The following is a 13,936-nucleotide window of genomic DNA, read 5'->3' on the forward strand; positions in this document are numbered from 1 at the left end:
CAAACTTTTCCTTTAAGCTAAAGTATATTAACAGCAGTTAATCCAACACCAGAGTGACACCACTATCTAAACTTGAAGCCGTCCAGGATCAGCCCGCTCACCAGACGAGTGACAGCGAAAAAAGCATCAAAACCATTATTCTTGCTGGTGTTGTCGGTAATGTGATCGAATGGTATGACTTTGCCCTTTATGGCTATTTAGCCCCCATCATCTCCCTACTGTTTTTCCCCAACGATAATCAGATTGTCTCTCTGCTACAAACCTATGGAGTCTTTGCCGCAGGATTCGTCATGCGACCTCTTGGGGCAGGAATTTTCGGTTATATTGGCGATCGCGTTAGTCGTCGGACTGAACTCTTTATTTCCGTGATCTTAATGGCAATCCCCACCTTCATATTGGGCTTATTACCCACATATAACCAGATCGGGATTGCAGCACCCATTTTTTTAATTCTGCTCAGATTAGTTCAGGGATTATCCGTGGGCGGCGAATTCACTGGATCGGTAACCTACGTGGCGGAAACCGCTCCCCAAACTCGGCGCGGCTTCACTACTAGCTTTGTCAATGTGGGATCTACAACAGGTTTACTCTTAGGTTTAGGTATTGTGGCGTTGATTACCCATCTGCTGTCTGACAGCAACCTACTGACTTGGGGCTGGCGCTTACCGTTCTTATTTGGCGGTATATTGGGATTGACTGGACTCTACATTCGCAGTAATCTCCCCGATTCAGAAGTGTTTGAAGAACACCAGGAAGGCAGACAAGTTCCTCTACTGAGCGATCTGAAGCAATCCCTGGTTCCCATGCTTCAGGCCATGTTTTTTGCCGGGGGATATAGTTCTACTTACTACATCATTATGGTCTATATTCCGACCTATTTGGATCAATTCACCGATGTTTCCCGCAGTGGGGTTTTAGTCATTCATGTGGTTGCCCTCACCATCCAGATCCTGATTCTTCCCCTGTTCGGTTGGCTATCCGATACGACTTTACGGCGTAAATCCTGGTTATTGCTGGCAATTTTGAGTGTGGCACTGTTCGGTTTTCCTGCATTTTGGCTGTTGTTGCAACCGAATAATTACGAAGTCTGGTTGGCTCAAATCGGATTGGCAATTTTCCTGGTTCCCTTGTTGGCAATTTCTCCCGTGATGATGGTGGAAATTTTTCCGACGGAGACTCGCCTGACTGCCTATTCTCTGTCTTTCAATCTAGGAGCGAGTATTATGGGGGGAACATCCCTGTTGGTTTGTACCTGGCTAATTAATGTCAGTGGTAATATCTATGCTCCTGTCATTTATTTAGTCATTAGTGCCTGCATGAGTGCGATCGCCTTGGGATTTATGGGCGATCGCAGCCGCGAACCCTTACTCTGATCGACTTCTAAGAAACCCAATTTCTGGCGTCTGTAATAATCAATTAACCTGAGGTCGGATTCAGCAGAAGGTAGTAAAGCCCACTCCAAATCCAATATAGGCTTCTTAGGTGGATAGCAATAGGCTATCCACCCAAAAATAATGTTAATAATGTTGACCAATCATCCTGATCCTCCTTCTAATTCTCCTGTTGTTGTCCCATACTCCGCTCATATTTATCTCTTCTAGCGATCGCTTATCCTAAACTTAGCTCAATTAAATCACACACCAATCGCAAACTTAGTTCCTACTTCCTCAACAACACTTTTCACCTTCAGCAATAAACATTCTTGAATCAAGAGAAACTCTTCTCGATTACCAGTATCAATGTAAGCTTGAAGTTCTACAACAATAGAATATTCATTATATCCCACACATCGAACGTGAAGCCCAGCTTCAAGAGTATGTTCATGATCGACCAAAAGCTTGCGAAACTGATCTAAGGCCGATTTGAGTTGATGAGATTTGGTTTCATAAGAGAGGTGGATTCTATGCTTAAATAAAATTTTCTCAGCTCGGCTTTTATTGGTGAGTTGCAGTTGAGAGAATGCTGAATTCGGCATAGAGATTAAATTCCCATCAAGGCCTTCAAGACGTATAGAGCGTAGACCAATAGATTGGACAATACCTTCATGCTCTCCAAAAACACATTTTTCACCTGCAACCACTGGCTTATCAAAAAATAATGCCAGTCCAGCAATAACATTTTCTAAGGTTGATTGTGCACCTAGGGCAATGGCTAAACCTCCAACCCCTAACCCAGCCAACAGGGGAAATAAATTGGCTCCAAGTCTTTGAATCCCAAATAAAACAACAGCTCCACTAGAAATAAAACTGATAACATCAACAAGAGTTCGGATCAATTTACGATCTACTTTATCGTGTTGTTGTTGTAAGTGAACTACGATCACCTCTCGAATACCTTGAGTGACAAAAAATACGATAAACGCCAACATACCCCAAGGGAATATAGTCCTGGATCGTCTAGGTATTCTTGAGATGGATTAGCTATTCATTGGTGTGGCTATAGGTTTTTTATCTTTTATGGGTTTGTGCGCTACCCAATATTTGCTCAGATAATGAGTATTAGTTTCAATCTGTTCAAACCCAATTTTTTGCAGGCGATCGCTTAAATCATCGCTCAGATAACATTGAAGAGAATATCGACTTGCAGATCGTACAATTTGGCGGAGCGATCGCTCAAATAGCCATCAGTCTGATAATGGAAATTTTGTAGATAATACCGAGGATAAGTCGAGCGATCGACCTCTGACGGGAATACCTGATATTCTTGACGATTTTTCCGTTGCCAAGTGAGAGGTAAATCGAGCCAAATCATCGGATAAGTGGAGAATAAGTGTGGCCAATCTTCCTCAAACAACAGCTCTAGGGGATAAACTCCTGAGTTTGCTTCTTCCCAATCGACTTTTAATAGAGCGTCCAAGCGCTGTTGAATAATGCTTAATACTTGTGGATTGATCGCCGGTATAGAACTCTTCTGGCGATCGATCAATACAGTAGACAATTGATAGGCCAGACTCTTATGAGCCAAGCTTAATGCATTCTTCGTTTGTTGCCACCCTTGATAGGCCAGTTCAGCTAAAGGATTCACCATCAATATTCGGTATGAGAAACTTAGTTTACTTAAATTAGTGTAAGTCTTTTCACTAAAATAGCCACCTATTGTAGGTGGCTATCTCACGGGAAGTCACTCTTAATGGACTAAAAAACTATCAGAGGAAAAATTATAGCCTCTTCTAGACATCGTAGTACAGGGCAAATTCATAGGGATGAGGACGCAAGCGCATGGGATTGACCTCATTATCGAGCTTATACTCAATCCAATTGGTAACGAAGTCTTCCGTAAATACCCCGCCAGCTGTTAAGAACTCATGGTCTGCTTCTAGAGCTTTCAGCGCATCTAGCAAAGAACCGGGAGTCGAAGGAATCTTCGCCAACTCTTCAGGAGAAAGATCGTAGATATCCACATCCAAGGGTTCACCGGGATCGATTTTGTTTTTAATCCCATCAATTCCAGCACAGAGCATCGCGGCAAAGGCCAGATAGGGATTACAAGTGGCATCGGGACACCGGAACTCAAACCGTTTAGCTTTCGGATTCGTTCCCGTGAGTGGAATGCGGACAGAAGCTGAACGATTTCCTTGAGAATAGGCCAAGTTTACCGGAGCTTCAAACCCAGGAACTAGACGCTTGTAGGAATTAGTGGAAGGATTGGTCAAGGCCAACAGAGCTGGAGCGTGCTTGAGGATACCGCCAATATAGTGGAGAGCCATCTCGCTCAGATTTGCATAGCCATCTCCCCAGAACAGGGGCTGACCATCTTTCCAAATGGACTGGTGGGTGTGCATCCCAGAACCATTATCATTAAAGACCGGTTTGGGCATAAAGGTCACGGTTTTACCGTAGCGTTTACCGACATTTTTGATCACATATTTATAGGTCATCAAATTGTCAGCCGCTTCAATCAGTTTCCCAAAGCGGAAACCGAGTTCATTTTGTCCTCCTGTGGCTACTTCGTGGTGATGTTTTTCAATCGGTACTCCACATTTCATCATGGTCAGCAACATCTCCGTCCGCATATCCTGCATAGTATCGGTGGGAGCGACGGGGAAATAGCCTTCCTTGTAGCGGGGTTTGTAGGCCAAGTTACCACCGGGTTCTTCGCGTCCGGAGTTCCAGCGGCCTTCAATGGAATCGACATAATAATACCCAGCACTTTGGGTTTGGTCGAAGCGAACATCGTCAAAGACAAAGAATTCTGCTTCCGGGCCAAAATAGGCCGTATCGCCAAGACCGGTAGCTTGCAGGTAGTCGATCGCTTTTTGGGCAATGGAACGGGGATCTCGGCTATACCATTCCCCCGTCCGAGGTTCTTTAATACTACAGATGACGCTTAACGTCGGTTCAGCCATAAATGGGTCAATCCAAGCGGTAGTTGGATCGAGAACCATGCTCATATCAGATTCATTAATGGCTTTCCAACCCCGAATACTAGAACCATCGAAGGGTACGCCATCGGTGAAACTGCTTTCGTCGATTTGATCTTGATACAGGGTTAAATGCTGCCAGATTCCAGGCATATCGATAAATTTCAGGTCGATCATCTGGATCTTTTCATCTTGAACGTATTTCAAGAATTCTGCTGAGGTTTGGAACATGGATTACTCCTTATGAGTTGGTATTGAGTCAGTCTTGAGGTTCAGAGCGTGAGGTTCCTTAGCGTTGAGACCTTCGTTTTCCGCGACCTGAAGAGGAAAAGTGACAACCAGTTAGGTCTGGAACAGTGACTGGCCAGACGTTGGTTGCATCAATCCTTTGCCTTGGCGATCGCTGTCCCAGTTTTCTAGCTCATCCATCCTAGGGAATAGGTGTCAGTCAGTTTTGTATAGCTCATTACTAAAATATTTGATCCAGTATGGCGGTTTTTTTAGCAATGTCTTAACAATTCTGATGACTGTGGCGATCGCTCTGAGAGGATGTCCTCTAAACTTGAGGCTGAAATGGGGATGCGTTTTATAGTAAACTCCAAAATGGATATCATGCATTAATCCCCTTTAATAACGAATACGCTGTGTTGGGAGAGTAAATACAAATGCGGGATGCAGTCACAAGCTTAATTTCAAATTACGATATTACAGGTCAGTATCTAGACCGCAATGCCCTAGACCAAATCAAATCCTATTTTGACAGTGGTCTGGCTCGGATTCAGGCGGCTAATGTGATTACGGGTAATGCGGCCAGTATTGTCAAGCAAGCAGGTTCCCAATTATTTGAGGAACTACCTGAATTAATCCGTCCTAGTGGAAATGCTTATACGACTCGCCGCTATGCGGCTTGTCTGCGAGATATGGATTATTATCTCCGCTATGCCAGTTATGCTCTGGTTTCTGGGAATACCGATGTTCTAGACGAGCGGGTCCTACAAGGACTGCGGGAAGTCTATAATTCTCTAGAGGTTCCCATCGGACCCACGGTTCGCGGGATTCAAATTATGAAGGAGATTGTCAAAGCACAAGTGGCAGAAGCTGGTGTGGCTGATACCAGTTTTGTGGATCAACCCTTTGATCACATCGCTCGTGATTTAAGTGAGAAGAATGTGTAACGGTTCGTTTTAAACTTCTCGCTCGTAGGGGTAAGTGGAAACACTTGCCCTTATTTGTTTATTGGGTCATAGGTAATGGGTTATAGGGCAACAGGAATCGCAACCAGAAAACCTCAATCGGTCTATTCATGCTGCCCTAGTCGTCGCTAATCCCACCATACCGGACACTCTGTTGATTGAAGGAGAAAAAGGCAATCTTTTCAATCAATACTGCAATAATGAACAATTAAATAATTAAGAATTGAATAGGCTTTAGCCTGGGCGCAATGATTAGACCTCTTGCATAATTGTGCAGAAAATAAATGGCAATGGAGTAATCCTGCATTCTTACCCCTATTCCCTATTCCCTCACCTTCTGCAAGAAGTCTCTTGATGTTTATCATCCGTGGCAAGAATAGGATCGTATCAGTAATCAGTGGTTGATCTTTCTTTCTAAATTTATAATTGTAACATAAAAGCCACCCTGGAAGGGCGTTGCTCTAAACCCAATTCTCCTGGTAAAATGCGGACCTCAAATATTATCCCCTGGTTGCTGAATCTAGCTTGCCTTGTCCCCCCTCTCTTGCTGACCAGTGTTTTGGTATTGTTTTATCGCCTGCGGGTTCCGGAACTCCACCGTCAAGCCCAAGACCAACGGGAGGCGATCGCCGAGCAATTTGTCAGTCAGATGAACCAACAGGTGGCGATATCCCACCAAATCGTCAATACAGTAATCAGTCTAGTCGGGCCCCTACGAGGCGATCGCACTCAGGTAGCAGAGCGTCTTCATGCTCTTCTCGAATCTACCGATCCCCAACTAATTTATGGCATTGGACTCTGGTTTGAACCAGAGGAGTTTGAGCCAGGTGTGCGTTATTTTGGCCCCTATATACATCGAGATCTAAAGCAGCGCGATCGCTTGATTCTCACCGATGAATGGGAAACCCCCGACTACGATTTCCATACTCAACATTGGTATCTGTTAGCCAAAAAAAATCTGGGACAGCCCCAATTTACCGAGCCGTATTTTGATACAGATCTCATTTATATCACTCTCGGCCAAAGCTTTACTCAACCCAATTCGCCTGAAGTCGCAGGGATCGCCTCAGTGGATATCACTCTCCCCCTCTTGCAAGAGCAAATTGCCAGACTCAATACCCAACCGGAAGACATGGTTTACCTCACCACATCCTCCGGTAACGTTTTTGTTCACCCCGATCGCCACAAGCTCCTGGCAGCAGCCAAGGCCAAAAATCCTGGAATTCAAACCATTTTGGAAGTATCTGGTGCAGAACTCAATGCCTTCCACCAAACTCACTATCCCGACTTTATTCCCACCTCTAGCATCACCATTCCCAATTTGGGCTGGCAGATTCATGTGCTGACTCAACGGGACTATTTTTTAGCCAAGATCGTTGAACTCCGACACGCCATGAGTCTCCAGATTCTAGTGATTTGGCTCGGGACAGGTGGCTTATTGATCATTTTGAATTACACAATCTTAAATCGCTATAAAGTACGTCAACTTCGAGCCTATTCCCTCACGTTAGAACAAGACGTTGCCAAGCGATCCGCCCAACTTGAAGAGCAAAAAACTTTCCTACGCAAAGTCATCGATACTACACCCAATATCATCTTTGTCAAAGATACCGAAGGGCATTTTATTTTGGGCAATCAAGCCCTAGCTGAAATCTATCAGACCACCGTTGAAGATCTGGTGGGTAAAACTGATGCAGAATTTGGCGTACCTACTCCTGAAGAAGTAGAACGATTTCAAAAAATTGATCGCTGGGTTTTAAGCCATGGTCAACTACAAGTAGTTGAAGAATCGGTCACCCAAGCTAATGGTGAAAAACGATGCTTTTACTCCATCAAAACGCCCCTGATTCTAGCGGAGAATCAACCGCCCTATCTGCTTGGTGTAGCTACAGATATTACAGAACGGAAAGCGATCGAGGCAGAAGCCCAACGGGCAAGGGAAGCCGCAGATCTGGCTAACCAAGCCAAAAGTGAATTCCTTGCCAACATGAGTCATGAACTACGCACCCCCCTCAACGGCATCCTTGGCTATGCCCAAATTTTGCAGCGCAGCAATGCAATGAGTCAAGAAGATCGCAAAGGAGTTGAGGTCATTTACCAAGCGGGTACTCACCTGTTGACCTTAATTAACGATGTCTTGGACTTAGCCAAAATCGAAGCCCGTAAATTAGAATTAATCCCCCAGACAGTGAACTTCCCCTCATTTATCACTGGAGTAGCCGAAGTAATTGGGATTAAAGCTCAAGAGAAAGGTTTAGAGTTTCAAGCTATTACCCCTCCCCAGTTACCAGAAGGGGTTTATGTTGACCCCAAACGGTTACGCCAAGTTCTCTTAAATCTATTAGGCAACTCCACCAAATTTACTCACCAAGGTAAAGTAACGCTGATCGTTGAACAAATGGGTTTACCTCAACCGAGTCTAGAGTTGGATGCAACCATTGTGCCCATACGCTTTACCGTACAAGATACAGGTGTGGGTATGACCCCTGAGCAAGCCAAGATCATCTTCTTACCCTTTGAGCAAGTCGGCAATCAACAGCAAAAAGCAGAAGGAACCGGGTTGGGTTTGGCCATTAGTCGTCAAATTGTGGAAATGATGGGGGGAAACATTCAAGTCAGTAGCGAGTTGGGTAAAGGTAGCCGTTTCTGGTTTGAGCTTAACCTTCCCCTTGTGCAAGACTGGAAAGAAGAACTCACTGTTGGAGCTGAGGGCAAGATTATTGGCTATGACGGCCGGCGGTGCAAGGTTCTGATTGTGGATGATAAAATCGTGAATCGTATGGTGGTCAGAGAAGTGCTGGAATCGTTAGGATTTCTGGTGGCGGAAGCGGAAAATGGCCAGCAAGGCATTGAGCAATATCAACAATTCCAACCGGATTTAATTATCACTGATTTGGTAATGCCAAAACTCGATGGCTTTGAACTGGCTCGTCGAATTCGAGAAGAAGACTCAGAGGTAAGGATTATTGCTTCATCAGCCAGTGTGCTAGAACACGATCAAGACCGCAGTATTGTGTCGGGTTGTAATGATTTTGTGCCCAAACCGGTGCAGATGGAGCAATTGTTGGGTCGGATTCAGAAGTTACTAGAATTAGAGTGGATTTACGAAAGGGCGATCGCCACCTCCAAGACGATAGAGTTGGAACTCATTTATCCCCCTGGGGAAGAATTAAGCGCCTTAAAAGAGTTCGCCAAAATCGGAGACATTAGTGCTGTAGAAGAAGAAGTGGAGCGACTGCGCGGTTTGGATGAGAAATATGGGGGGTTCTGCGATCGCATCCTTGCCCTCGCCAATGAATTCAACGATCCTGGCATCTTAGAACTTTTGAGAAGCACAACAACCTAATAGGTTTGACTTTCTTGATTTATTTTATCCTCAACTCTCATAGCACACCCCATAAAATTTTCTGGTCTCGCAACTTAAATTTATTGGAGCTATTCCTATGGATACAAATCATCATCAAGTTTCTCAAACCCCTCTTCAAGTTCCACTTCGCTGGGTACTTGTCATTCCTTTTGCGATCCAGATTATTGCTGCGGTAGGTCTAACTGGATGGCTCTCCTTTCAGAATGGACATAAAGCAGTCAACGACCTAGCCAATCAATTGCAAGATGAAGTAGGAACTCGCATCGAGCAGCATCTAAATGGTTATTTAGCCCAGCCCACTATGGTCACTCAGAATATTCTTGATGCGATCGCCCTAGGTTACCTCGATATTTATAACCCCCGTAGCATGGATCGATATTTCCTCAAGCAAGTCCAAATGTTTGAGGATATCCCTTACGTGCTCATGGGAAATGAGGAGGGAGAACTATATGCTATCGACCAGGACAAGGAGGGAATATTGACCATCGACATCACCGATAGTGCGACCAACTACAGTTTCAATACCTATGCGACTGATAGCCAAGGTAATCGTACTGATACTTTATTGGGGAGTATCCCAGACTACGATCCCCGCGTTCGCCCTTGGTATATTACCCCGGTCACTGAAGGGCAACCCGTTTGGAGTGATATTTACCTCTATGTCTCAATCGCAGAATTGGGAATAACCTTTGGTGCTCCTGTTTATGACGATCTCGGACAGTTACTAGGAGTTGTGGGTGCCGATCTGGTGATAGTACATGTCAATCGGTTTTTGAGTGAATTACAAATTAGCCCATCGGCACAGACATTTATCATAGAACGATCAGGGCTGTTAGTTGCCACCTCTATCGAAGAAAATCTCTTTTTGCCTGCCGACTCAGACCAAGAATTGGAAAGATTGTCCGCTACAGAGAGTCAAGACCGACTGACGCGAGTGACGACTGAATATTTAAAGGAATATTTTGGCGACTTGAGCCAAATTGAAGTCACTGAACAGCTCAAATTTAACATTGATGGCGATCTCTTGTTTGTCAGAGTTATACCCTATCAAGACGAGAGAGGGTTAGATTGGCTCATTGTCATTCTCATCCCCGAATCGGACTTTATGGCACAGATTAACACCAACACCCGTACCACTATTGTCTTGTGTATTGTGGCCTTACTGGTGGCGCTCGGTGTGGGTCTGCTCACAGCCAACTGGGTCACTCAACCCCTCCTAAAACTCAATGCTGCGGCTAAAGAGATTGCTAAAGGAGCATGGAAACAAACCCTAGATATTCAACGCTCCGATGAAGTCGGAGAACTGGCTAAATCCTTCAATCAGATGGCCGCACAACTGAAAGCTTCCTTTGAAACCCTCGAACAACGAGTCGAGGAACGAACTCACGATCTGCAAGAAAATCAACGCGTTCTGACAACGCTGATGACTAACTTACCAGGAATAGCATATCGTTATCTTGATGATGAATATTCGACAATGAAATTTGTCAGCCAGGGCTGCTACGACCTCACTGGCTATTCCCCCGAAGACCTAATTGACAATCAGACAATCGCCTATGCTGATCTCATTCATCTGGGAGATCGCCAACTCGTCCGAAGCACGATCGCAGCAGCCATAGAACAACAGCAACCTTTCCAACTGGTCTATCGCAGCGTGACTGCAACGGGAGAACTCAAATGGTTTTGGGAACAAGGGATGGGTGTGTATGCAGAAGATGGTAGCCTCGCCTTTCTTGAAGGCTTTATTACCGATATCACCGAGCGCAAACAAGTGGAAGAAGCCCTTGCCGAAGCCAAACAAATGTCTGATAGTGCCAATCAGGCCAAAAGCGAATTCCTGGCCAATATGAGTCACGAGCTACGAACTCCCCTCAATGGTATTCTTGGCTATGCCCAGATCTTACAGCGCAGTCATGAACTGAGTCCCAAAGACCGCAAAGGAGTGGATGTGATTCGTCAAGCTGGCACTCATCTGTTAACTTTGATTAATGATGTCTTGGATTTAGCCAAAATCGAAGCCCGAAAACTAGAGTTAGTCCCCCAAACCGTAAACTTCCCCTCGTTTATCAGTGGCGTAGCAGAAGTCATTGGCATCAAAGCCAAAGAAAAAGGGCTCGAGTTCCAAGCTATTACCCCTTCTCCCTTACCAGAAGGAGTTTATATTGACCCCAAACGATTGCGCCAAGTTCTGTTAAATCTACTGGGGAACTCAACCAAATTTACGCACCAAGGTGAGGTGACCTTAACAGTCGAACCCATGGGTTCACCCCAACTGAGTCCAGAGTTAGATACGGCCGTTGTGCCGATAGGCTTTACCATACAAGATACGGGGGTGGGGATGACTCCTGAGCAAGTGAAGAAAATCTTCCTACCCTTTGAGCAAGTGGGAGATGGACAGCAAAAAGCAGAAGGCACGGGTTTGGGTCTAGCCATTAGTCGTCAAATTGTGGAGATGATGGGGGGTGAAATTCAAGTGAGTAGCGAGCTGGGTAAGGGCAGCCGTTTCTGGTTTGAGGTTAACCTTCCCGTTGTGCAAGACTGGAAAGAAGAATTCACTGTGGGAGCTAAGGGCAAGATTGTGGGCTATAAGGGGGAGCGACAAAAGATTCTCGTTGTGGACGATAAAGTCGTTAATCGTATGGTAGTGGGCGAAGTACTCGAACCATTAGGGTTTGTAGTGACTGGAGCTGAAGATGGAGAGCAAGGCATTGAAGAGTATGAACAATGCCAACCCGATTTAATTGTCACTGATTTAGTCATGCCAAAACTCGATGGCTTTGAACTAGCTCGTCGAATTCGGCAGAAAGACGCAGACGTCATTATTATTGCTTCTTCAGCCAGCGTGCTGGAAAACGATCAAAACCGCAGTATTGTGGCAGGTTGTAATGATTTTGTTCCCAAGCCTGTGGACATGGAGCAATTATTAGGTCGAATTCAGCAGTTGCTTGCCTTAGAGTGGATTTACGAAATTCCAACTGATACCTCAGAAGCAAAATCTTCCGAACTTATTTGTCCCCCACAGGAAGAACTAACTCTCTTAAAAAAGTTGGCGAAAGTAGGAGATATTGGAGGGGTAGAGGAAGAAGTAGAACGACTGGGAAATTTAGATGAGAAATATGGTGTGTTCTGCGATCGTATCCTTGCCTTTACTCATGAGTTCGACGATACAGGAATCTTGGAATTCATCTCGACTGTAGTCCATCATTCATAATTTCGTGTCAATCTCAGTCTTTTTATCTAAGAGATACCCCTCTTCTGTCACTTTCGGAAATCGCGATCGCTGTATCCCCTATCGAGAGAGACCTGTACTGATCTGACTAGATTTTCGAGCTTCTGTTAGGAAAAACTATCGCGATCTCCGATACTGCAAGAGTTCTAGAATTCAGTCAAGACAAGTGTTTTCCCAGTTTGACAGAAGAGGGATACAGTACTTTTCTCTGCTATGAGGTACAGAAATGACTGTTTTTAAAGATAGCTAGAACAGCCAAAAGCTCCATTAATTCTGTTGTTTACTCCCCATCAGAGCGCAAAGCGCTGCATCTCTTATGAAAGTCCGATCGATTTTTCTGTTATGCTTTCTTTCTGGAATAGCAATAGTGCTGGTGAGTTGCTCTATCTCCCAAGTTGAGTCTAAACACGATCCTACTATCGTAGAGACTGAGGACGATTCCCTACCTAGTGAAGACGATTCACTGGTGATTTGGTGGCAGCAATCCTTTGTCAGTGAAGGAAATGAAGAGATTGCTGGGCTAGTCCGGGAGTGGGAACAAAGTTCTGGAATTAAAACCACTTTCCAATTAAAATCAGAAGCTCTCGACGAAAAACTGGAAAGAGCTTTTGCACCAGCATTGCGTAGTAATATGGAAGAAGGCAATGCTCCAGATATTGTGACCATTGCCAATCTGTCTGAGATCGTTTCTCGGTTAGCTTGGGAAGGAAAGTTAGCTGACGTTTCTGATGTGGTCGAACCCATCCGAGATTCATTTTATCCGGGTGCTTTAGATGCGGTTCATTACTTAAATAGTACAATAGATGAGCGCAGCTTTTATGCTATTCCTATGGGAATAACAACTTACAATATCCACTATTGGAAACCATATCTGGATCGCCTTGGACTTACAGACCAAGATATTCCCCAAGATTGGCAGGGTTTTTGGCAATTTTGGCAGGATGTTCGCGATCAACTCCACGAGTTAGGAGAGAACGATATCACCAGTTTTTGTATCACTCTCAATAAAGATTCGAGTGATGGTACGGAGGCGTTTTTGCAATTTCTTTATGGTCATAATGGTAAGATCTTTGATCGTGAGGGAAATTTGGTACTCGATCGCCCAGAGAATCGTCAAGGATTGATTAACGCCCTCTCCCAGTTATCAACTTTATATCGAGAAGGATACATTCCTCCAGAATCGATGGAATGGACGAATTCAGACAACAATTTTCACTTTCTCGATCGCCAATGTTTGTTAGTGACCAATGCGTCTCTCTCCATTCCTGTCACCCAGAAACAGCCCAATAATCCCTACACCCAGAAAGTAAGAAATCGCTACATGAACGAAATCGTTACCGTCTCCAATTGGCCAAATACGGCCAATGGTAGCCCTTTTAAGATTTTTGTCGGGCAATCTTTTAGTATTTATAGTATTATTCCTGCCAATGCTGAACGCTCAGAAGCTGCTAAACAATTTCTGGCTTATTTACTACAACCCGAAAATCTGCAACTCTTGATCGAACAGGAGAAAGGGCGATTTATACCTCCCATGCCAGAACTTTGGAATATCTCGTTTTGGGAAAACGAGAATGATCCTCACTTTTCTGCTGTAAAAAAACTCTCTTCTAGTAACATTCAACCTTATCCCGGTACTCTAAATCCAGCCTACGCAAAAATTAGCAAGAATAAGATATTCACGACAGCTTTAGAGAGGGTCATTCAAGAAGGGGTCTCTCCAGAAGAGGCCGCAGATGATGCGATCGCTCAAATTCAGGATATTATCGACCACTATTAAGATCGGGAGA

8 protein-coding genes are annotated in these 13,936 nt (G+C 44.6%); 5 read left to right on the forward strand and 3 right to left on the reverse strand.

What is annotated here, in order from left to right; genetic code table 11:
• The first annotated feature begins 53 nt into the window (after positions 1-53).
• Positions 54-1,373: an MFS transporter gene (locus PN466_RS22255; protein ID WP_271944117.1), complete on the forward strand. Its 1,320-nt coding sequence runs from the start codon at positions 54-56 to the stop codon at positions 1,371-1,373.
• A 260-nt stretch (positions 1,374-1,633) separates the two neighbouring features.
• On the opposite strand, the gene PN466_RS22260 is transcribed toward PN466_RS22255, so the two are convergent.
• From PN466_RS22260 to glnA, 3 genes are all read right to left on the reverse strand, one after another.
• Positions 1,634-2,368: a mechanosensitive ion channel family protein gene (locus PN466_RS22260; protein ID WP_271944118.1), complete on the reverse strand. Its 735-nt coding sequence runs from the start codon at positions 2,366-2,368 to the stop codon at positions 1,634-1,636.
• 185 nt (positions 2,369-2,553) lie between these two features.
• Positions 2,554-3,027, reverse strand: a complete 474-nt coding sequence (locus tag PN466_RS22265) for a ubiquinone biosynthesis protein UbiE (RefSeq protein WP_271944120.1) — start codon at positions 3,025-3,027, stop codon at positions 2,554-2,556.
• Between the two features lie 142 nt (positions 3,028-3,169).
• Positions 3,170-4,591, reverse strand: a complete 1,422-nt coding sequence (gene glnA, locus PN466_RS22270) for a type I glutamate--ammonia ligase (protein WP_271944121.1) — start codon at positions 4,589-4,591, stop codon at positions 3,170-3,172.
• 434 nt (positions 4,592-5,025) lie between these two features.
• Between glnA and apcB the strand changes: the two genes are divergently transcribed.
• From apcB to PN466_RS22290, 4 genes are all read left to right on the forward strand, one after another.
• Positions 5,026-5,535 carry an allophycocyanin subunit beta gene (gene apcB / locus PN466_RS22275; protein ID WP_271944124.1) on the forward strand — a complete coding sequence of 170 codons (510 nt, stop codon included), beginning with the start codon at positions 5,026-5,028 and terminating at the stop codon, positions 5,533-5,535.
• A gap of 502 nt (positions 5,536-6,037) precedes the next feature.
• Positions 6,038-8,899: a response regulator gene (locus PN466_RS22280; protein WP_271944125.1), complete on the forward strand. Its 2,862-nt coding sequence runs from the start codon at positions 6,038-6,040 to the stop codon at positions 8,897-8,899.
• A 97-nt stretch (positions 8,900-8,996) separates the two neighbouring features.
• Positions 8,997-12,131, forward strand: coding sequence for an ATP-binding protein (locus PN466_RS22285; RefSeq protein ID WP_271944127.1), 3,135 nt, complete (start codon positions 8,997-8,999; stop codon positions 12,129-12,131).
• Between the two features lie 334 nt (positions 12,132-12,465).
• Entirely contained in the window at positions 12,466-13,926 is a 1,461-nt protein-coding gene (locus tag PN466_RS22290) for a sugar ABC transporter substrate-binding protein (protein ID WP_271944129.1), read from the forward strand.
• Positions 13,927-13,936 lie beyond the last annotated feature (10 nt).

Source organism: Roseofilum reptotaenium CS-1145 (assembly GCF_028330985.1).
Classification (GTDB): Bacteria; Cyanobacteriota; Cyanobacteriia; order Cyanobacteriales; family Desertifilaceae; genus Roseofilum; species Roseofilum reptotaenium.

What these genes read in the sequence shown, in the direction of transcription:
- PN466_RS22280 (WP_271944125.1), top strand. Translation starts at nt 6,038, where the DNA reads ATGCGGACCTCAAATATTATCCCCTGGTTGCTGAATCTAGCTTGCCTT.
- PN466_RS22285 (WP_271944127.1), top strand. Translation starts at nt 8,997, where the DNA reads ATGGATACAAATCATCATCAAGTTTCTCAAACCCCTCTTCAAGTTCCA.
- PN466_RS22290 (WP_271944129.1), top strand. Translation starts at nt 12,466, where the DNA reads ATGAAAGTCCGATCGATTTTTCTGTTATGCTTTCTTTCTGGAATAGCA.
- PN466_RS22260 (WP_271944118.1), bottom strand. Translation starts at nt 2,368, where the DNA reads ATGTTGGCGTTTATCGTATTTTTTGTCACTCAAGGTATTCGAGAGGTG.
- PN466_RS22265 (WP_271944120.1), bottom strand. Translation starts at nt 3,027, where the DNA reads ATGGTGAATCCTTTAGCTGAACTGGCCTATCAAGGGTGGCAACAAACG.
- glnA (WP_271944121.1), bottom strand. Translation starts at nt 4,591, where the DNA reads ATGTTCCAAACCTCAGCAGAATTCTTGAAATACGTTCAAGATGAAAAG.
- apcB (WP_271944124.1), top strand. Translation starts at nt 5,026, where the DNA reads ATGCGGGATGCAGTCACAAGCTTAATTTCAAATTACGATATTACAGGT.